This window comes from Rhodanobacter sp. A1T4 (assembly GCF_014207185.1).
Classification (GTDB): Bacteria; Pseudomonadota; Gammaproteobacteria; order Xanthomonadales; family Rhodanobacteraceae; genus Rhodanobacter.
On sequence record NZ_JACHCP010000011.1, the window covers coordinates 84574 to 105658 of the forward strand.

15 protein-coding genes and 1 pseudogene are annotated in these 21085 nt (G+C 57.4%); 5 read left to right on the forward strand and 11 right to left on the reverse strand.

Features of this window, described 5'->3' with window-relative positions:
• Window positions 1–4: 4 nt before the first annotated feature.
• The 6 genes and pseudogenes from HDE80_RS19820 to HDE80_RS19845 form a co-directional block, all read right to left on the reverse strand.
• The gene (locus HDE80_RS19820; protein ID WP_221437733.1) at window positions 5–604 is read right to left on the reverse strand and encodes an alpha-ketoglutarate-dependent dioxygenase AlkB; all 600 of its coding nucleotides are present in this window, start codon (window positions 602–604) and stop codon (window positions 5–7) included.
• A gap of 30 nt (window positions 605–634) precedes the next feature.
• A complete protein-coding gene (locus HDE80_RS19825; protein ID WP_184673724.1) occupies window positions 635–1270 on the reverse strand; it encodes a GIY-YIG nuclease family protein in 636 nt (211 codons plus the stop codon).
• An 85-nt stretch (window positions 1271–1355) separates the two neighbouring features.
• On the reverse strand, window positions 1356–1556 hold the full coding sequence (locus tag HDE80_RS19830; protein ID WP_184673726.1) for a hypothetical protein: 201 nt from the start codon (window positions 1554–1556) through the stop codon (window positions 1356–1358).
• Between the two features lie 57 nt (window positions 1557–1613).
• Window positions 1614–2219, reverse strand: a complete 606-nt coding sequence (locus tag HDE80_RS19835) for an NAD(P)H-dependent oxidoreductase (RefSeq protein WP_184673728.1) — start codon at window positions 2217–2219, stop codon at window positions 1614–1616.
• Window positions 2220–2351: 132 nt separating this feature from the next.
• Window positions 2352–3179, reverse strand: coding sequence for a ribonuclease H-like domain-containing protein (locus tag HDE80_RS19840; protein WP_184673731.1), 828 nt, complete (start codon window positions 3177–3179; stop codon window positions 2352–2354).
• A pseudogene (locus HDE80_RS19845) lies at window positions 3176–5527 on the reverse strand (DEAD/DEAH box helicase); the annotation flags it as partial. The pseudogene HDE80_RS19845 and the gene HDE80_RS19840, both read right to left, overlap by 4 nt.
• A 260-nt stretch (window positions 5528–5787) precedes the next feature.
• Here HDE80_RS19845 and lexA point away from each other — a divergent pair.
• From lexA to HDE80_RS19870, 5 genes are all read left to right on the forward strand, one after another.
• Window positions 5788–6408 carry a transcriptional repressor LexA gene (lexA, locus tag HDE80_RS19850; protein ID WP_184673735.1) on the forward strand — a complete coding sequence of 207 codons (621 nt, stop codon included), beginning with the start codon at window positions 5788–5790 and terminating at the stop codon, window positions 6406–6408.
• Window positions 6408–7031: a translesion DNA synthesis-associated protein ImuA gene (gene imuA, locus HDE80_RS19855; RefSeq protein ID WP_184673737.1), complete on the forward strand. Its 624-nt coding sequence runs from the start codon at window positions 6408–6410 to the stop codon at window positions 7029–7031. The genes lexA and imuA overlap by 1 nt, the downstream gene beginning before the upstream one ends.
• A gap of 9 nt (window positions 7032–7040) precedes the next feature.
• On the forward strand, window positions 7041–8441 hold the full coding sequence (locus tag HDE80_RS19860; protein ID WP_184673739.1) for a DNA polymerase Y family protein: 1401 nt from the start codon (window positions 7041–7043) through the stop codon (window positions 8439–8441).
• Window positions 8438–11518 carry an error-prone DNA polymerase gene (locus HDE80_RS19865; protein ID WP_184673741.1) on the forward strand — a complete coding sequence of 1027 codons (3081 nt, stop codon included), beginning with the start codon at window positions 8438–8440 and terminating at the stop codon, window positions 11516–11518. Before HDE80_RS19860 ends, HDE80_RS19865 begins: the two co-directional genes overlap by 4 nt.
• 193 nt (window positions 11519–11711) lie before the next feature.
• A complete protein-coding gene (locus HDE80_RS19870) occupies window positions 11712–12194 on the forward strand; it encodes a DUF6496 domain-containing protein (protein WP_184673743.1) in 483 nt (160 codons plus the stop codon).
• A 206-nt stretch (window positions 12195–12400) separates the two neighbouring features.
• On the opposite strand, the gene HDE80_RS19875 is transcribed toward HDE80_RS19870, so the two are convergent.
• The 5 genes from HDE80_RS19875 to HDE80_RS19895 form a co-directional block, all read right to left on the reverse strand.
• On the reverse strand, window positions 12401–13519 hold the full coding sequence (locus tag HDE80_RS19875) for an acetate kinase (protein WP_184673745.1): 1119 nt from the start codon (window positions 13517–13519) through the stop codon (window positions 12401–12403).
• Window positions 13519–15912 carry a phosphoketolase family protein gene (locus tag HDE80_RS19880; protein ID WP_184673747.1) on the reverse strand — a complete coding sequence of 798 codons (2394 nt, stop codon included), beginning with the start codon at window positions 15910–15912 and terminating at the stop codon, window positions 13519–13521. Before HDE80_RS19880 ends, HDE80_RS19875 begins: the two co-directional genes overlap by 1 nt.
• Window positions 15913–16315: 403 nt before the next feature.
• Window positions 16316–17863 carry a DHA2 family efflux MFS transporter permease subunit gene (locus tag HDE80_RS19885; RefSeq protein ID WP_345776483.1) on the reverse strand — a complete coding sequence of 516 codons (1548 nt, stop codon included), beginning with the start codon at window positions 17861–17863 and terminating at the stop codon, window positions 16316–16318.
• A 3-nt stretch (window positions 17864–17866) separates the two neighbouring features.
• Window positions 17867–19324 (reverse strand): efflux RND transporter periplasmic adaptor subunit, encoded by a 1458-nt coding sequence (locus HDE80_RS19890; protein WP_184673748.1) that lies wholly within the window; start codon window positions 19322–19324, stop codon window positions 17867–17869.
• Window positions 19321–20838 carry an efflux transporter outer membrane subunit gene (locus HDE80_RS19895; RefSeq protein WP_184673750.1) on the reverse strand — a complete coding sequence of 506 codons (1518 nt, stop codon included), beginning with the start codon at window positions 20836–20838 and terminating at the stop codon, window positions 19321–19323. The genes HDE80_RS19890 and HDE80_RS19895 overlap by 4 nt, the downstream gene beginning before the upstream one ends.
• Window positions 20839–21085 lie beyond the last annotated feature (247 nt).

Consider the following 21085-nt stretch of genomic DNA (forward strand, 5'->3'; position numbering starts at 1 on the left):
TGCTTTAAGTTCTACTTACACGGAACGCCAAGCTAATTCGTGGCCCAACTGTGTCGCGTTCCTTGGGTATGCCATGGTCGTAATGCAACTGGCTTGTCCATGACATCACAAGAAGACTTCCGGCTTCAAGATCGACGTTTAGGCGCTGACGAGGTGCTTTCTTTTGGCGGATAATCATTCGACGTGTAGCGCCCAGTGAAAGAAGCGCGATAGGAGGGCCCGCTCGGAGGAATTCGAGTTTGTCGTTATGCGGAGCCACACTGTCGTGCTTATCTCGATACAGATTCAATCCGACACTATTGAATGGGGTGCGGAGATAGTGGGTTACCAGGCTGAAGGCCTCACGTAGCGGCGGAGCCACGTTGTCGTCCAGCGAAAAATGGATATGGAGCCTTGGGACGTCAATCTCTCGGTCATACATTTGGCGACGCTCGGCCTGCCAGGTAGTGCGTTCGTGGAAATAAGCAAACCAGCGAGCTGCCTTTTCCGGCGATATGACGTTTGGATAGTAGCTAACTTCTCCCTCGTCACCGCTCAATAGAGATGCGGAATTTGCTCCGAAGAGAGAGGTCTGGACCATGGATTTAGTTTGCGCATTGTTCATATCAAGACTTAAAGCCGAGTCTACGTGGCGTCATGGAACTAAACGGTGCGCCAGATACCATTGATAAACAGATTCGGGCACCAGAGCTTCGCTATCTATGCCAACTGCTTCGATAGCATCAAGCGCTTCGCAGAGCCTGTTGGCATAGCTTGTATCTCGCATCAGTGCATGCTGATTTTGCAGTTGCCAGTCGATGATCTGATACATGCGGTCGGACCATGCAAAGAGCAAATCGGTTCGCTCTAGCATTCGATCACGAATCCAGCCATTCAATGGTGAATACATGCGATGCCCGTAACGATCGGTCAGCCGTTCCGCAACCACAGTGATGAAGTCGCCAACACCGCGGAACCACTCAGTGTGTCCACCGGCCTTAGGATTAATCGTCAGTGGCGCCGGTGCGCGATGCTCAGGCCAACGCTCGATAAAGAGTCGCTCAAGCCGGCGAGCTTCCTTAATTCGATCGGTTTCGATCAACAAGCTTTCGTTGAGGTCGAAGAATGTGTAGAACTTTGGATGCAGTGTATAAAATCGACTTATTGGATCATGGGAAAAACCGACCTTGAGTAAATCTTCCCCCTTGCATTGAAGCACGTACACGAATGTGCGCCCCTGATGCGCTCGGCGGGGAAGGGTAAAGAAAGTCTCTTGCGCAGGCTCTGACATCGTCTCCTTCTATTCGCAGTAGCGGCCTCTCACATCTGCTTGATGATCGGCATGAGGTCAGACGTAAATAGCCGCCATTTTCTTGTCACCACCCTCCACGCAAAGGCAGTTGCTTTCGCGCTTGGTAGTTACTTTCGCGCTTGATAGAACTCTCCTCCTGAGCAAGCTTGCGGGCAAAGGCGGGCGCGTCCAAGCGATTGGAAAACTCCTTTTCACCGTCCCGCGGTATGGGAATCGTCCATCCATGCTTCGCTTCGGCGTTTAACGGAATATAGAAAATTTCCAAAGGACAATTCTCCTATTAACCGCGATATCTAAACCTAAGGAGGTAATTTCGAGGTGTTCAGGGTGCCGGATAAGGTGACTTTTTCAAAAGCTTCGCGAGGTGTGCGGCATTGCTTGCCAACGTCTTCGTGGCCTCCGCGACTTTCTTTGGCGTGCTCTTGAGATCTTTGTAATTTTGACTGCCCATGGCTTCGCCCACCCAATAGGTGCTGCTCCCTCCCGGTATCGTAAATCCGACGTCAGCGAGCGCTTGATAAATCTCGGCGGTGACATGGTGAGCGCCATCTTCATTGCCGACCACGGCGACAATGCCGACCTTGCCGAACGTTGGATAGCGACCCTGCTCATCAATGTCATCGAGCACGGCGTCCAGGCGCTCCATCACGCGTTTGCTCACGCTGGAGGGCTGGCCCATCCATATCGGTGTAGCTACAACGAAAATGTCCGCATCCATAATCTTTTTGAGCATCGCCGGCCACGCATCGCCGCTACCTTCATCCTTGCTGACACCGGGTTTGATGTCGTGATCCACAACCCGGTCATACGAGCATTTGACTCCGTGCTCTTCCAGAGAGCTCAGCAACTGGTCCAATAGTTTTTGCGTGGACGATGTTTTGGGTCCTGCTTTGAGGGTGCAGTTCAAACCGTAAGCTTTTAGCGCCATCGTGATGCCTCCTAATCGTCAATGAAAATCCAGACTGCTCCGCCGTCCGTGGAGCGGATGTCATTGGGACAAACTTTACGAGCCTGCACCTTTCTGACGGCCATCGCTAATGGCATCGCGAGAATTAGCCATCTACGTTTGAGACATTGTTGCCAAGTGGAGCAAAATCCCCGCGAGGCTTTTTAGATCTTGCGCGTTGTGCTGGGCGACCCGGCGCAGGTTGGCAGCAGAGCCCCCTCGCAGATACGTCAGCCATGCGGCGGGTGCTTCAGACCCTGGTAAATCATCCTCTCTCACCACGCCCAACAGCTGCCGCTCAGCTGTGGCCAACTTGCAGTTGTTCCATTCTCCTTTCCAACGCCGGCGAACAGGATGAAGCAGGTCCAGGTGACCTAGGCCTTGTAGGGGATTTTGCAGTCGTGCGAGGCGATAACGGGTAGACAACAACGGTGCGTCATAGCTCTTGCCGTTGTAGCTCACCAGCACTGTGTCTTCGTTGAGCCATCCGGCGAACACCCGCAGCATGGCAACTTCCGCCGCCATCGAAGTGATGGTGAGTTGTCTCAACCGAAATCGCCCATCGACCCAATCGGCCGCACCGATCATAAAGGCACGTGTACCCGTACCACCGGCCAAGCCCGTGGTTTCCGTATCGAAGTGTAAAAGTCTGCCGTGATGAACGGGATCGATCCATCGAGCAAAGGTCGTGTCGATCCATGGGGGAGGTTGTAACCAATCCATGAACACTTCGGTGTAGCGCAGGCCCGGGGCGATTTCATCGCCAGCCATGTCACGGTCGCGCGATGACAATGTCGCGACCCCCGATCCATGCTTAATCTGAGCATGCCGCTGGAGCAGCAAGCGCACATTGGCCGGCATTGTCGGCTTGACGATTTTCTTTATTGTTACCTGGCCGGCTTGTGCACGAAGCAAGCGCAGCCTGTCGACCGCGACGCTCATAAGGCCACCAGCAACGCCAGCACGCGCAGCGCCAAGGCCTTCGGTGTCGTGGCTGCATCCTCATCGGCAGCCAGCACCGGCCCCACGCAACCCGGACAACCACCACGACAATCGCAGCGTTCGATGAGGCTCACCGATTGCGCCACCAGATCCTCGCGCCGGTTGAACAACGGTTCGCTCTGGCCGATACCGCCGGGGAACGCATCGTAGAGATAGACCGTCGGCGTGAACGGGGCATCCGGCGCCAGTGTGGCTGGTTGACCATCGGTGCCGCGGATCTGTCCGCGACCGGTGACGTCGGCACTGACGAACCACGCGCCATCGCCGCTGCCCACGGACTTCTGCAGGTCGCGCGCTTCCGCCATTACGGCCACGGTCGCCACGATGTGGAGTGCGTAAGCGGCGCCGAGAAAACCGTCGAGCGCTTGCTGGCGATTCTCGAAGGCGGCATTAAGCACAACTTGCGCGAGCTGCCACCACACGGCCGTCGTGTGTAATTCCTGATCGGGCAGGTTGACCGGGCCGTAGCCGATGTTCTCGTGTGAGTAGAACCGGATCTTCTTGTAGCCCGGCACACGGCGCACGACATGCACTTCGCCATGATGGGCCTGCCCACATCCGGCGTTGGACGTGTCGAAGCAATCGAGCACCTTGAGTTTCGTATAGTCGATGGCATCGGTGTAGTAGTCCACGTGGGTGCGCGTGACGTAAGCCTTGCGACCTTCCCAGTCGAGCCGTTCCACCTGATAGGGCACGGACTGGATCATGTGGATGGCGCCCTCGTAGAGCGTCACCGGTGCGGCGGTGTAATCCACTTCGGCGATGATCGTCTGGCGCCCGCTGGTGCGATCGACCACCACGAAATTACCGTCGGCTACCGAGCGCAGAGACACGGCAATCGCCGGGTAGCTGTCCGCGATCCATTCCCAGCGATCGCCTTCGCGATGCAGCACACCTTCCTCGCCCAGCACGTCGAGCCACGGCGCCGCAATTTCGGTGCCGAACATCTCGTCACCGATGAAGGGCAGTTCGAACGCAGCACAGCGAATGTGGTCGAGCAGGATCAGCGGTTGATCGGGTTGGATACGGGCGTGCTCCGGCGGCGCGCCCTGGAAAAACTCCGGGTGCCGCACGAGATATTGATCGAGCGGATCGGAGCTGGCCACCAGCACCCCCAACGCCGACTGCTGCCGACGGCCGGCGCGCCCGAACCGTTGCCAGGTGGCGGCGACGGAGCCGGGGTAGCCATTGAGCACGACGACATCGAGGCTGCCGATGTCCACACCCAGTTCCAAGGCCGAGGTGCTCACGATGCCGTCGATGGTGCCGGCGCGCATTTCGCGTTCCGCCGCACGTCGTTCCTTTGGCAGGTAACCGCCGCGGTAAGCACGGATCCGCGCGGGTTTGCGCGGATCGCTGTCGAACACGTCTTTCAGATACTTGGTCAGCACTTCGACCATCGTGCGGCTCTGTGCGAACACCAACGTCTTCATCCCCGACTTGATCGCGAGGCGTGCGATGCGGTTGGTCTGCGACCGCGCCGAGGCGCGCAGGCCAAGATCCGGATTCACCACCGGCGGGTTCCACAGCAGCACGTGCTTGTCCCCGGTGGGTGCACCGCTTTCCGTGATCGCAGTGACCGCATCTTCGATCAGCGCTTCGGCGTGTTCCTTCGGATTGCCGATCGTGGCGGAGCAAAGGATGAACTGCGGCGTCACCCCATAGAACGCACATACACGCTTGAGCCGTCGGATGACATTGGCGACGTGCGAGCCGAACACGCCGCGGTAGGTATGCACCTCGTCAATCACGACATAGCGCAGGTTCTCAAAGAACTGCGCCCACTTCGTGTGATGCGGCAGGATCGCCTGATGCAGCATGTCCGGATTGCTGACCACGATGTCGCCATGCAGCCGGATGGCTTGGCGCGCGTCACCGGGCGTGTCGCCATCGAAGGTAAACGCTTTGACGCCCAACGCGCCGGCCTGGTTGAGTTCGAGCAGCTCAGCCACTTGATCCTGGGCCAGCGCTTTTGTCGGAAAGAGATACAGCGCCTTGGCATGCTGCGTCATGGCGGCGGTAATGACAGGCAGCGTGTAGCAGAGCGACTTGCCGGAAGCGGTCGGCGTGACGATGGCGACATGCGCACCGGATTGTGTCGCCGACCACGCCTCCGCTTGGTGGCTATACAACTGGTCGATGCCACGCGATCGCAAGGCGTGCGTAAGCGTCGGCGGCAGGTCGTCCGGCAACGGGGCAAATGACCCTTCCCGTCCGGGCACCACGAAGGCACAGGTGATCCTCGCCGCATATCGCTTCGACAGGCGTTGGGCGAGCGTACGGCCATCGCTTGGGTCACGCAGGACCAATTCATCGGAAGCGTAGCGATCAGGAAGGGCGTTCATGTGTTGGCCTTGGCGGGTGAGGGGAGCAGTGAATCGCGGAGCCATCTCATCCCGTGAGATGGCTCCGGGTGACGCTGGCGCTGAAGTCGCCATCGAAGCCACAGGCGATCACCGCGAGCTAAGCCCTTGATCTGTCTCAGTGATCTGGCGCAGCTTTTTTTACCTCTTTCATTTTCACCTATTTAGGTGAAACTATGCGAACTATGACCATCCAGATCACGCACCGTCAATCGAACGTCCTCGCCTTCATCCGCGCCCGGATGGAGCGGGACGGGCAATCGCCCACCCTTGAAGAAATCGGCGAGGCCATGGGGATCGGCAACGTCAGTGCGGTGCTCAAGCACGTCCGGTCATTGGAAGCGAAAGGCCGGCTGACGATCGAACCCAACCACGCCCGCAGCATTCGGCTGGTGCGCGAAGCTGATCCGATGGATGCCGACACGTTGGAGCTGCCGCTGATCGGTCGCATCGCGGCCGGTGAGCCGTTGTTTTCAGAGTCACGGGTCGATCGCAGCCTGCGCGTCTCCCGTTCGCTGTTCCGGTTACGACCGGATTACCTGGTGAAGGTGGTCGGCGATTCGATGCGTGACGAAGGAATTCTGGACGGTGATCTGGTGGCTATCCATGCCACGCCGGTGGCGAGGCACGGGCAGGTGGTCGCCGCGCGCCTGGATGGCGACCGTTTCACGATCAAGCGGCTGCACTGGAAGGGCGATGTGATTCGGTTGATGCCGAACAGTCCGGGCTTCAAACCCATCGACGTGGACCCCACGGAAGACTTCGCGATTGAAGGTCTGTTTGCAGGCTTGTTGAGGACCGGGTGATGGCCGCCATCCTGGCCCTGTCCAGTCTGATCGAAGCCCGTCAGATCTGGCGGGGAAGGGAGGCGCCAGCGCGGGTCGGCGATCAACCGACCGGATGGAAAGCATTGGATGCGATCTTGCCGGCGGGCGGCTGGCCGGATGCATCGTTGTCGGAAATCCTGTTGCCAGTGGATGGTGTGGGTGAACTCCAACTGGTGCTGCCGACGCTGGCGCGTTTGACCAAGCACAAGCGCAGCGTGGTGATCGTGGCGCCGCCGTATGTGCCGTGCGTGGCCGGTTGGCGCCAGCACGGCGTGGATATGCGCCGCGTCGAGATCGTGAGCGCCATAGAAAAAGAGGGGCTCTGGACCACGGAGCAGTGTCTGCGTTCGGGCAGCTGTTCGGCGGTGCTGGCGTGGCCGCATCAAGCGGACGATCGCGCGCTGCGCCGACTTCAGGTGGCGGCGGATACCGGTAAGGCCTTGGCCTTTGTCTTTCGCGACCGTCGCCATCTGTCCAATGCGTCGCCCGCCGCCCTGCGGTTGGAACTGGAAGCAATGCCATGTGCTCAGATCTGGGTGCGAAAATGTCGCGGCGCCAACGTGCCTAGCCAGCCCATTCCCCTCACGCGCTACGTGCATTGATGGCGGCCGGTGATGTGGGCGTGCCTCTTACTGCCGCATCTTGCGCTGGATGGAATTCTCCGACGTCGATCCACCAACGGACCGTTGGTGTTGGTGGATGGGGCCGCCAATGCGCGTACCGTCGTTGCGGCTAATGACTCGGCGCGTGCGGCGGGGTTGCGCGTCGGCCAGCGGCTGACCGCTGCGCAGGCATTACTGGCCCAGTTTGATGCGGTGCCCTATGATCCGCAAGGCGTCGAGAAGTGGCATCGGTTTCTCGCAGCCATCGCTTACCGTTACAGCTCCGAGGTTTGCTTGCTGCCTCATGCCATCGTGCTCGAGGTCAGCAAAAGTATGGGGCTGTTTGGCCCATGGCCCCGACTCGAATCGCTGCTACGTGCGGACCTCACGGATTTAGGTTTTCGCCACCGCATTGCCGCTGCACCGACACCGCATACGGCCTATGTCCTGGCCGGTGTGAGCGATGGGCAAGCGGTGTTGACGGCCGACGTTATGCGGCGTGCGCTTCGCCACGTGCCCATCCTCAAAAGTCGTCTCCCCGCATCCGCCGCCAGCTTGCCGGGGATGGGGATTCGAACCCTTGGCCAACTCATGGCGCTTCCGCGTGATGGCCTTCGCCGACGTTTCGGTGCCGAACTCTTAGCGACGCTGGATCGTCTGACCGGTGACATCCCGTCGGGACTGGAAAACTTCCGACCGCCGGATGTGTTTGATCTGCGCGTCGAGTTACTTCATGACGTGGAAAACCAGGCGATGCTGGTCTTTCCTGTGCGCCGTATGACGGCTGACCTGGCGGCGTATTTGGCCGGTCGCGATGGCGGCGTCCAGCGGTTTCTGTTGCGGCTTGAACACCGTGATGGACGCTACACCGATGTGCCGGTCGGCTTACTCGCCGCCGAGCGCGATGCCGGCCTGTTGTTTGAATTTGCGCGAGGTCGACTGGAACACGTGGTGCTACCGGAGCCGGTGATCGCGTTGCGTTTGATCGCACGTGATTTGCCCGCGTTCGTCCCGACCGGCCGAGACCTGTTTGACGAACGTCCCGCGAACGCGCTGCCCATGGCGCAATTGCGTGAGAGGCTACGTGCTCGCCTGGGAGACTCGGCGGTCTACCAACTGGGGAGCACGACCGACCCACGACCGGAGCGAGCACAGCAGGTCGCCGCGACGGCGAATGTGGCCCTTGAAGCGCATCCGCGCCCCACCTGGTTGCTTGATCGACCCATTCCGCTGCGTGGCATGGCTCCCCTGATTTTATCGGGACCCGAACGGCTCGAAACGGGGTGGTGGGACGACGGTGAGGTGTGCCGCGATTACTACGTGGTCGAGACCGCACAGGGCCAACAGGCGTGGGCATTTTGCCCGCCGGGGGAGCAAGTCGGCTGGATGATCCACGGCTGGTTTGCGTGAGCACGTATGCGGAACTGCACTGCCTGTCCGACTTTTCGTTCGGACGTGGCGCGTCGAGTGCGCGCGAGTTGTTTGAGCGTGCCAAGGCGTGTGGCTACAGCGCGTTGGCCATCACCGACGAGTGTTCACTGGCGGGCATCGTGCGAGCATTCGAGGCGTCACGCGATACCGGGATACCGCTCATCGTCGGGAGCGAAATCCAGTTGCTCGATGGCCCCAAGATTGTTGTGTTATGCGAGACCAAGCAGGGCTATACCTCGCTGTGTCAGCTCATCACTACGGGACGGCGTGCTTCTGAAAAAGGCACGTATCGATTGCATTGCGCGGATCTCGACAACGGACTGCCCGGCACGTTGATCGTGTGGGTGCCCGATGCCGAGCTAGTGGTGGAGCAGGGGCGTTGGGTACGCGATCGATTTGGGGATCGCGCATGGCTGGCGGTTGAACTCCATCATGGCCCCGATGATGCCAAGCGGCTGCGCGAGCTCGAACGCCTCAGTCATGTGCTGAACCTGCCTATGGTGGCGACGGGCGATGTTCACATGCATATCCGCAAGCGCTTGGCGCTGCAACATACCCTCACCGCGATTCGCCACCGCCTGCCGATTGCCGAAGCGGGCGCCGTGCTGGCGCGCAACGGTGAACGGCACCTGCGTGCTTTGCCGAAGCTGGCGTCGATCTACCCCGAAGCGCTGTTAGCGGAGAGCGCGATCATCGCCGCGCGCTGCACCTTTACGCTCGCCGAGTTGCGCTACCGCTACCCCGCCGAACTGGTTCCTGAGGGACACACAGGCATCAGCTGGTTGCGTCAGTTAACCGAGGCAGGCACGCACTGGCGATGGCCTGAGGGTGCGACTGAAAAGGTGCGCCTGCAGATTGAACACGAGCTCGCCCTTATCGAGGACCTTCATTACGAATCGTATTTCCTGACCGTTCAAGACATCGTGCGCTTCGCACGAAGCGTCGGCATTCTGTGTCAGGGCAGGGGATCGGCGGCCAATTCCGTGATCTGCTTTGTGCTGGGTGTGACCGAAGTGGACCCAGCGCGCATGAACCTGCTGGTCGAACGCTTCATCAGCAAAGAGCGCAACGAACCGCCGGACATCGATATCGACTTCGAGCACGAACGGCGCGAAGAAGTCATTCAATACATCTATGCCAAATACGGCCGTGACCGGGCAGCGCTGGCCGCCACCGTCATTTGCTATCGCGGCAAGAGTGCGGTGCGCGATGTGGCCAAGACTTTGGGGCTGCCGTTGGATCAGGTGAACCAGCTCAGCTGCGTGTTTGCTTGGTGGGATGGTGAGGCGGATATCGACGACCTTCTTCGCGAGCGTGGCTTTGATCCCGGCAGTGCCGTGATCCGTCGGGTCCTTCGGCTTACCGGCGAATTGTTGAACAAACCGCGGCATCTGTCGCAGCATGTGGGCGGTTTTGTGATCGCCGATGCGCCATTGAGCGAATTGGTGCCGATAGAAAACGCGGCGATGCCTGATCGCACGATCCTTCAGTGGGACAAGGACGATCTGGACACCATGAAGCTGCTCAAGGTCGATTGCCTGGCCTTGGGCATGCTGACCTGCGTTCGTAAATGTCTGAACCTGTTGCGCAGCCATCGCGGGCAGGACTACACGATGGCAACGCTGCCGCCGGAAGATCCCCAGACGTATGAAATGATCCAGCGCGCTGACACCCTGGGCGTTTTTCAGATCGAGAGCCGGGCGCAGATGGCGATGTTGCCACGGCATCGCCCCGAGAGGTTCTACGATCTGGTGATCCAGGTGGCCATTGTGCGACCCGGCCCTATTCAAGGCGATATGGTGCATCCGTATCTGCGGCGGAGGCGCGGCGAAGAACCTGTGACGTATCCCTCCGACGACCTGAAAGAAGTTTTCGAGCGCACGTTAGGTGTACCGCTGTTCCAGGAACAGGTGATGAAGCTGGCGATCGTGGCGGCCGGCTATACGCCTGGCGAAGCCGATCAGTTGCGACGCGCGATGGCCGCGTGGAAGCGTCACGGTGGCATGGAAAAACACCGCGAACGCATCATGACCGGCATGGTCGAACGCGGCTATACGGCCGAATTTGCGGCGCAGCTGTTCGAGCAGATCAAGGGCTTCGGTTCCTACGGTTTTCCCGAGTCGCACTCCGCCAGTTTTGCCGGCATCGTGTATGCCTCGTGCTGGCTCAAAGCACATGAACCCGCCGCATTCGCCTGTGCACTGTTGAACAGCCAACCGATGGGTTTTTACTCGGCGAGTCAGATCGTCCAGGATGCGCAGCGACATCGTATTCGTGTTCATCCCGTGGATGTGCGTTACAGCGACTGGGATTGCACGTTGGAAAAGGATCCTCGGCAGACCGATGGCTCGCCGCTTATTCGACTGGGCTTCCGGCAGGTGCGCGGCTTTCGCGAAGACGTCGCGCGGCGCATTGAAGCGGCCCGACAACAGCGAGCGTTCGATGACATTCCCGACCTGTGCGCACGTGCTCAGTTGGACAAGCCCCATCAGGAGCGATTGGCCGACGCCTCCGCGCTGCGCGGGTTGGCCGGTCATCGTCATCGTGCGCGATGGGCGACCACCGGGGTGGAGGCGCAGTTGCCGTTATTTGGTAACGCCAGTCCTGAGGAGCGGGTGATTGTGTTGCCCGCACCAAGCCAAGCGGAAAACACTTTGGCGGACTATGCGCGTACCGGACTGAGCTTGGGACCACACCCGCTGCACCAAATTCGTGCGCGATTGAAGGCAGCACGTTGCACCGATTCGAAGGCACTGCGCATGCGTCCGGATAAAAGCCATGTGCGTATCGCTGGTATGGTGACCATGCGCCAACGTCCCCAAACGGCCAGCGGAATCACCTTCGTGACCATTGAGGATGAGCACGGCATGGTCAACGTCGTGGTGTGGCGCACGATTGCTGAACGGCAGCGACGCGTCCTGCTGGAATCCCAACTGCTGGCGATCGACGGGCAGTGGGAAGTCCAGGATGGCGTCTGCCACTTGATCGCCCATTACTTGCGCGATCTGTCCCACTTGCTCGGATCGCTCGACACACGATCGAGAGATTTTCATTGAATGCGCAGCAATGATGCGAACGCGTAGATGATTCATGCGGCTCGGTTTCTAGTCTTTAATAAATATTTTCAGAGCGATGAAGAACGAAGCGCTTAGTCTTACCAACATATCTCTTTTGATGAAGGCGTCGGCTTGACGGTTCGTAGACAAGCGTGCGAGCTAAATCCGAGCGCCACTCAACGAGGAGAACAACATGCCGGAGAAACGCACACAAGCAGCCGCAAGCAAAGATAAGAAGCAGGGAAAAGCAGCGAGCACACAAGCCAGTGAATATGTACATGAAGAAATTGAACACGTAAAAAAAGGCAAGCACGGGGCGCGGTCGGCCAAGCAAGCTATCGCCATAGGCTTGTCCAAAGCGAGACGCGCTGGAATTAAAGCCCCGGTAAAAAAATCGGCGAGTAAGGCGACGAAAAAAAAGGCCGCAACAGACGAAAAAGCAGCAGATCACACTCATAAGACCTCTTCGAAGCGATCCAAAGCGTCGAGCGCCGCGCTCAAGAACGAGGGAGGGCATGCAGCGACCAAGAAGGCGTTGAGTTCGCAAAGCAAAAAGGCTAGCGCCAAACGATCCGCCGCGTCGCGCTCTACGGCAGCGAAAAAGGCGGCACATACAAAAGGCGCGGCAGGCCGATCAGCCGCAGCAAAAAAGGCTGCTCATTCGAGAAAAAAGTAAGTGCTCATAGCGAAAAAGATGCTTCGACTCTACGTTTTTTGCAGCGGCGCGGATTGGGCTTCCGCTCTGAGTAGTGACCGGCTAACAAAGTGTCGTCGATTTGGATAGCCGCAGGAATATACCCATTCGATACGAGTGGGTGGCGCAAGCGCCGACCGCGCGCGGTAGAAAGATGAGATGGGTGTGAGGCATCAGTTCTCAAACAGTCAGGATTCAATCAGGTTAAGTGTGTGGAATGCAATGCGCTCGTTTTCCTGAGAAGGGAGCACCATTTGGCTTGGCGAGCCCAGTGACGACTCGATCATTTGAACGATGCGCTCCCGCACGGCGGTAGCGTGCTCGCCCACACCACCGGTGAACACCAACAGGTCGATACCACCGAGCACGACGCACATCCCTGCAATCTGCTTGGCGATAGAACGTACAAACATGTCCAGTGCGAGCTTTGCATAGGCATCGCCACGATCAGACGCGTTTTGAAGGTCGCGCATATCACCGTTGGTTTGCGATACGCCGGCAACTCCCGCCTGATGCTCTAGCAGGTCTTCCAGCGCATCCAGGTCGTAATACTTTTCGCGTAGTAGATAAAAAAGTATGCCTGGATCGAGATCGCCGGGTCGGTGACTCATAATGGCTCCGCCCATCGGCGTAAGGCTCATGGACGTGTCCACCGAATGTCCGTTCGTGATTGCTGTGACGCTAGAGCCTCCGCCTAGATGCGCTACCACTAATCTTCTCACCGGTTGCTTTTCAAGTTGTTTCAGGACCGACTCACAAGACAGACCGTGAAAACCAAAGCGACGCAGGCCGATATCTCGAATCTGCTTCGGGAGCGGAAGGGTCGCCGCGAGAGGAGGTAGGTCCTTATGAAAGGTCGTGTCAAGGCAGCCGACTTGTGGGATTCCGGGAAAGCTATCTAAGCATTCATCGATCAGGTCAAGCGATGGAGGCAGGTGCAGTGGCGCAAACGGCGTCGCGCGCCTAAGTGCTGCAATGACGTCCGGTGATAACTTGAGGTGATCGCGGATCGTCAGACCCCCATGCACAAGGCGATGCCCAACAGCGATGATCTGATCTTCAGACGCAGCGAGTTCTCGAAGTGCGGCAACTGCAGAACCGGATACGGACCTTTGCTTGATCGACGGTTTCCGTCCTTGAAAATAGTCGAAGGACAGTCGAGCCGGCCCTGTTTCGTCACTGTCGACCGTACCCGACCCAATTTCGCCCAATGCCCCTGAATCCGATCGATAAATGGAAAACTTTAGGGAACTGGAGCCGACATTGAGGCAAATAATGATCCCGTTTTTTTCCCTATGCGGTTTCATCAGTGGTTTGCCTTTGATGGCTCCCACTGCCAGTTCACAATTTCGGGAAGGTCGATTCCGTTTTCGCTGACATAGAGATGGTGTCGTTCGATATCGGCCCAATAGCGTTGTTGCGCGGCCTCGATATGTCCTTTCAGCCGTGGGACTCGTTCAACCGCGTCGAGCGCCAGCTGGAAGCGGTCCATGTGATTTTTCACCATCATGTCCAACGCGGTCGTCGTTGTGCCCTCATCGCGATAACCACGAACATGGATGTTTTCGTGGTTGTCTCGGCGATAGGTCAATCGATGCACGATACCGGGATAACCATGGAAGGCAAAAATGACCGGCTTGTCTTTGGTAAAAAGGCGGTCGAACTGGTCATCATCCAGCCCGTGGGGCTGATCGCTTGTGGGTTGAAGAATCAGTAGATCAACCACGTTGACTACGCGGATACGTAGATCAGGTTCGTAAGTGCGCAACAGCATTACCGCAGCGAGTACCTCGACCGTAGGGGCATCGCCAGCGCAGGCCATGACGAGCTCAGGATCTTCTGAGTCCGTGCTTGCCCAACGCCAGACGCCAGCGCCGGCCGCGCAATGCGCTGAAGCGTCCTCGATGTTCAACCACTGCCAGTCGGGTTGCTTGCCCGCAACTATCACATTGATGAGGTGACGGCTGCGCAGGCAGTGGTCTGCAACGTAAAGAAGGCAGTTAGCATCCGGGGGAAGATAGATTCGGACCACAGCGGAGGTCTTGTTGGCGGCATGATCAATGAAGCCGGGATCCTGATGCGAAAAGCCATTGTGATCCTGATGCCAAACGTGGGATGACAGCAAATAATTAAGCGATGCCAGATGCGGTCGCCACGGCATGGAACGCGTCACCTTCAACCATTTTGCGTGCTGGTTGAACATCGAGTCGATGATATGGATGAAGGCTTCATAGCAATTGAAAAGTCCATGTCGCCCCGTCAGCAGGTACCCTTCGAGCCAGCCTTGGCACTGGTGCTCACTCAGAACTTCCATGACACGGCCTGTTGTTGCTAAATCCGTATCTGTTTCGACGGTTTCAGCCATCCATGTCTTTTGAGTCGCCTCATACACCGCGTCGAGCCGATTCGACGCGGTTTCGTCCGGACCGAATAGACGAAAGTTCGCTGTGGCCTCATTCAATCGCATCACGTCGCGCAGCCAGGTACCTAGGATCTTCGTCGCTTCGGCCTTCTGGTCCCCTGGATTTTCAACCGGCACGGCGTGGGACCGGAAGTCCGCCAGTACCAATGGCGTCATCAGATAGCCGCCGTTCGCATGAGGATTCATTCCCATGCGACGATGCCCCTTGGGCGCGAGCTCTTGAAGCTCTGCCGACAATCGACCATCTGCATCAAAAAGTGTTTTGGGTGAATAGCTACGCATCCACTTTTCCAACGCTTTGAGATGCGATTTCTTCTCCAGATGTGCGATAGGAACTTGGTGTGATCGCCAACTGCCTTCTACGGGTAATCCATCGACACGCTTTGGACCGGTCCACCCTTTGGGGGAGCGCAAAATAATCAACGGCCAGAAGGGGCGTGTCGCGGGATCATCGGTATTTCTAGCGTCACGCTGAATATGTCGAATCTTCGTTATTGCCTTGTCCAGGGCTTCGGCGAAGGCGTCGTGCATTTTCATCGGGTCGTCGCCTGCCACGACGATAGGTTCATAGCCATAGCCTTGGAAGAGCTGCAATAACTCTGTTTCACTGATGCGAGCGAGCAAGGTGGGATTGGCGATTTTGTAACCGTTGAGATGAAGAATTGGAAGCACGGCTCCATCGCGCTTCGGGTTGAGAAATTTATTGGAATGCCAACTTGTGGCTAACGGACCTGTCTCCGCTTCGCCGTCGCCAACAACGCAAGCAACAATCAGATCGGGATTGTCGAACGCAGCGCCATACGCATGGGAGAGCGAATAACCAAGCTCGCCGCCTTCATGAATCGATCCAGGAGTGTCGGGGGCGGCATGGCTCGGAATACCGTAAGGCCAGGAAAATTGGCGAAACAACTGCCTCATCCCCGCCGCGTTGCGTTCGACTCGCGGATAAATTTCACTGTATGAGCCTTCCAGATAAGTGTGCGCTACTAAACCTGGGCCGCCATGCCCCGGGCCAGCAATGAAAACCACGTTTAAATCGAACTGGCAGATGGCGCGATTCAAATGGGTGTAAATGAAATTCAGGCCGACTGTCGTGCCCCAGTGCCCCAGCAATCGCGGCTTGATGTGCTCAAGCGTCAGCGGCTTCGCCAGTAGGGGATTGTCCTTAAGATAGATCTGGCCAACGGTCAGATAGTTGGCAGCGCACCAGTACCGGTGCATACGAGTTCGTAGAGACGAATTTATCGCTTTCATCGTTGAGTTCCGTTGCGAGCTCATTGAAGGAGAGCTGTTGCTTTAACACCCTGTCACTGCCTGTTTGTTTAATCCATTGACACCGATCGCTCGTCAACTGTTAAGAAGCTTTTTCAGCGAGCTCATGTCGATGGCGTAGCGAAAGTGAACGTCGCTATCGATCACCTTTTGGTAAGCATCGTTGTCTTCTTTAGTCACCAGGACATTTGACTTGAATAGCCTTGGTGCGGACATCGCCTACATCATTGAGTAGCGCGCATGAAGGGGATGTCGCATGGGAGCGAGCGCGGCGTGAACGTGTACATGATCAGACGAAGCGATAACGACAATTAGGAAGTCCACTAAGAGCCCAAACTTTGGAATCGATGACGCTTAATTTCGGCGTGTTATCGCGCTGGCGATTTAAGTTAGCGAATCGTTCCTACGATTAGCCGCCCGGGCCACCGGAATTGAACGGTGGCTTGGCAAACCAGATTACAATCATCGCGACACCGAAGATCAACCCAAACACCCAGAAAACATCATTGACGGCTAGAGTGGCGGCCTGCATGTTGACCACTTGATTCATGGCAGCGGCGGCGGTTTGACCCTGCAGCCCGAGCGGCTTGAGCTTATCCAAGTATTCCATCGTCGTTCGACTGCCAGCGTCGATGTTCGCTGTCAGGATTGAGTGGTGATACGTGCTGCGCTGGGTATACATCGTGGTGCTGACAGCAGTGGCAACGCTGCTGGCGATTGTGCGGAAAAAATTTGCCATGCCCGAGGCACTCGCAACTTCGCTATCGGGCAAGCCAGAGAGAATGATTTGATTGACTGGTACAAAAAACAGCGCGATGCCTGCGCCCATGACCAGTCGAGGCATTGCCAGATGCCAATAAGAGGCGTTCGTGTCGAAGCCCGCCATCCAGAACGAACATGCACAGAAGATCGCAAAGCCGACTGAATTGAGTATTCGCAGATCAACTTTGTTCTGGAAAACGCCAACTAGCGGTGACAGAAAGATGGCCAGAAGACCAACCGGGGCCACGGCAAAACCTGCCCAAGTCGCTGTGTAATTCATGACCTCTTGGACCCAGGTCGGCAACACGACGGTACCCCCAAAAAAGGCGAACATGCCTAATGACAGACAAGTCACGCCCACAGTGAAGTTACGTTGTTTGAATAATTTGAGATTGATCACGGGATTGTCATGCATCAATTCCCACGCAATCAGAAACGTCAAACAAACCGCCGCGACGATGCCAAGCGTCAATATCATGTTTGACGAAAACCAGTCGTAATCGTTGCCGTTGTCGAGCATGAATTGAAGGCACCCGATGCCGACGGCGAGCAGAAAGAGTCCCAACCCATCGATAGGGATGCGGGATGTCTTGCTTTCCCGACCACGTAATAAGAAAAATGTAACTGTGACGGCAAATAGGCCTACGGGAACGTTGATAAAAAAGATCCACGACCAACTGTAGTTGTCCGTAATCCATCCGCCGAGAATGGGCCCGAAGACGGGTGCGACCACGACAGTCATCGCCCACAGTGCCATGGCTATCGAACGTCTGGCGACCGGATAGTTGTTCAGCAAAAGCGTTTGTGAAAGCGGAACCATGGGACCGGAAACGGCGCCCTGCAAAAGGCGAAACACTATCAGCATGGGCATGCTCACGGACAAGCCGCACATGATCGAAAAGACCGCAAAAAGTAAAATGGAAATACAGAACGTCCGCACCTCGCCAAATCGTTTCGCTATCCATCCCGTCAACGGCTGCATGACAGCACTGGCCATGGAGTAGGCGCTGATGGCAATCGTACCCTCGGTACGACTTACGCCAAGGTTTCCGGAAATCGTGTACACAGACACATTGACGATAGAGATGTCCAGCACCTCCATGAAGGTAGCCAGCGCGACCGCCGCGGTTAGTAAAACAAGCGCACCTCCGGCCAGAGGCTTTGCGTTGCTTGTTTGAGAGGATGGCTTGGCCACGGTTCAGCGATTACGGTCGGAACGATCTGCTGCGGTGCTGGACGGCGGTGTCGGAATCATGTTTGCCCGAATGATGGCTTCGGCGTGGGAGTCGGCATTCTTTACCTCACGCTCGTATACGTCCGTGCTGGCAAGCGGTTTTTCACGGGTTTGAGTAACCAGTACGCTGCCATCTCGGTCATGGGTATCGACATTCACGTCGGCGGATAAGCCGATCCGCAACGGATGGCGTCTAAGATCATCTGGATTCAGCGCAATTCGCACGGGCAATCGCTGTACCACTTTGATCCAGTTACCCGTCGCGTTTTCGGCGGGCAGCAACGAAAACGCGCTACCCGTGCCAGCGTTTAACCCCACCACCTTGCCGTGGTAGGTCATGTCCGAATAGATATCCGTGGTGATCTTTACTGGCTGGCCGATGCGGATATGTTCAAGTTGGGTCTCCTTGAAATTGGCGTCTACCCAAAGATCGGAAAGCGGGACGATCGTCAGAAGATCTTGCCCAGCCTGCACACGCTGACCCACTTGCACTTGGCGACGTGCCGCATAACCGTCGATGGGTGACACGATGGCGTTACGACCGCTGTTGATCCAGGCGTTGCGGAATGATGATCGTGCTTGAACAACCGCAGGTACATCACGGACTTCGACGCCGTCGACCTGCGCATGCGCACCGGCCGCCTGGCTCTGTGCCTGCTGCAGGGCCGCGAGAGCGGCTTCGGTCTGCTTGCGACTGTTGTCAACGTCTTCTTTGGCCACGGCGTGCAGATCGAGGAGAGGATGTCGCCGCGCGTAGTCGTCGCGCTGGTTCTGGTATTGCGCTCGGCGCTGAGCGACGGCGGCATCGGCCTCTTTGGCCTTTTGAATGTTTGTCTCGGCTTCCCGAACGGCCTGCGCAAGCTGACCTTGCGCATTCATCAAAGCCACCTCGGCATCGGCCGGATCGAGCCGAACAAGCACCTGACCGGCGTGCACGCGATCGGTCTCCTCAGCCGTGAATTCCACGACGGTACCGGCGACGCGCGAAGAGATCGTCACCATGTCGCCTTTGACGTAGGAATCGTCGGTCGTTTCACGCTGACTGAAAACGAAGATATAGAGCAGCAGCCATGTCAGCGCGGCCAGCACGAAAACTGCCGCAATGATCGACATCACCAAGATCTTCTTTTTCTTCTCCTTGCGCTTTTCTTCCGGGCTTTTTTTCTTGTCGCCGTCACCATCTTTATTTTTGTCGTCGTCCTTCTTGTCGTCGGCTTCCTTACCGTCTCCCACATCGTTCTCGTTCGAATCGCCTTTGGCCGGATCGTCTTCTGGCTGCTGGGCGTCAGTTTCACCGTGGCCATCAGAACCCGGCGCTGCGTCGCCGTATTTGTGCAAATACTTGAAGCGATATCGATATTGCTGCGGCGGCGCGTCGCTGTCAGGTCCGCCCTTTGTGTCGTCGTCGTCGGCCATTGTCATCGTGAATTGTCCTTCGCGACAGCAGTTACGGGAGGCACATAGTCGGCGCGATAGCCGCCGCCCAAGGCATGAATCAGGGAGAGATCAGTCGCCAGCTGTTGACCTTGCAGCTGAAGTTGCGCGTCGATTTTCTGGTCTCGTTGCATTTGTGCGTTCAGATAGGTGCGATCATCTTCAATGCCTTCTTTGCGCCGCTGGCCGGTACGACGAAGTTGTGATGAGCTGTCTAGCAATTCACGATCTTGTTGGACGCGCTCCGCGTCGAGTTGCTGGAGCGTGAGAATTTGCTGGGCTACGTCGTGCGCGGCTTGCACAACGGCTCGGTTGTAGTTGGCCACCGCGGTATCGAGTTGCACCTGACTCGTTTCAAATTCGGCTTTCAATCGGCCACCCGAAAAGATGGGCAATGAGATAGACGGCCCGATGCTGCCCAATGTCAAATCGGTTCGCGTGCCCGAACCCAAGTTGGGATAGGCTCGCAGATAGCCTCCCAGACCCATCAGGCTGACATCGGGATAATAGGCAGCACGAGCTTCGTCGATGCCGTGCGCAGCGGCTTCGATTTGCCATCGCGCCGAAACAATGTCCGGACGTCGCGCAATGAGTCCGAGCCGCGCACCGCCCGGCAGTTGGCTGCTTACTGCAGGTAAGGGCAGGGCGCGAAGATGGCCTATTTCCTGAGGCGAAACGCCTGCAATGGCGGCCATCTGAGCAATGTCGAGTTCGCTCGACCCGGAAAGCATCGCAACATTGCCCCTTTGTTGTGCGAGTTGAGAATCCGCCGTGTCGAGCAGTTGCGGATCGTCTAGGCCGGCGTGTACACGCGCTTCTACCAGTGTTCTATAGGTAGTTGCCGATCTTTCCGATTCGCCCGCGACCGCAAGTCTTGCCTGCGTCGCCTGCCAATTGAAGTAAGTGGAGACCAGGTTGTACTGCAAGGAATTTTCCGCCGTGGCTCGATCTGCTCTAGCGGCATTGGCCTGACCTACCGCTGCAGCGACTGCGGCCTTTTGCTTGCCCCAAAGGTCCAGATCCCAGGTTAGCAATGCGGCGGCAACGCCCGTGTTGCTATAGCTGCTGCCGGGCTTCAGTTGAATGCCTTGGTTCGTCCCTGATCCGCCTGGGCTTGGAACCTGTCCTTGCAAACCGGCGTCACTATATCCATGAGCCGCGTCAACATATCCTTTTGCTTGCGGATTTAGCTGGGCTCTCTGTACGTCAATGGCGCGTTCGGCGCTTCGATAACGTGCTTCAGCCACCTCAAGATCGGGCGCTCCTCTCATGGCCAGATCGACTAACCGGTCCAGTTGGTGGTCGTTGTATATTTTCCACCAAGAGGACTGGGGCCAACCTCGCAGACCGGTGGGCAGACCAGCCAGAGGAACCTCGTCGCGTGGCGTGAAGGCCGCTGGCCTCACCGCAGGCGCGCATCCCGTCACGAGAAATACTGTTGCTGCTATAAACGCTCCAAAACTTCTCAAGCGATTTACAGATACCTCGAGAGAGCGGGCCATTTAAATTCCGGCATGAGAGCGGGGGATTCGATGGCGCCGCAGTAGCAGGCCGAAGTGCGAAACTAAATCGAAAAATGTCGGCAAAGCGTGATGGCAGCCTGCGCTGCGGTGGCCTCATCGAGATAGACGTCATCAAATAGATTGGAATCAACGTCTGAAAAAGCATTCGCCGAATCCGAATCCGAATCAGCGAGGCCCAAACAAACTCTATAAACAACTTGTTGTATTCGCACGATCTTCGCGGCAA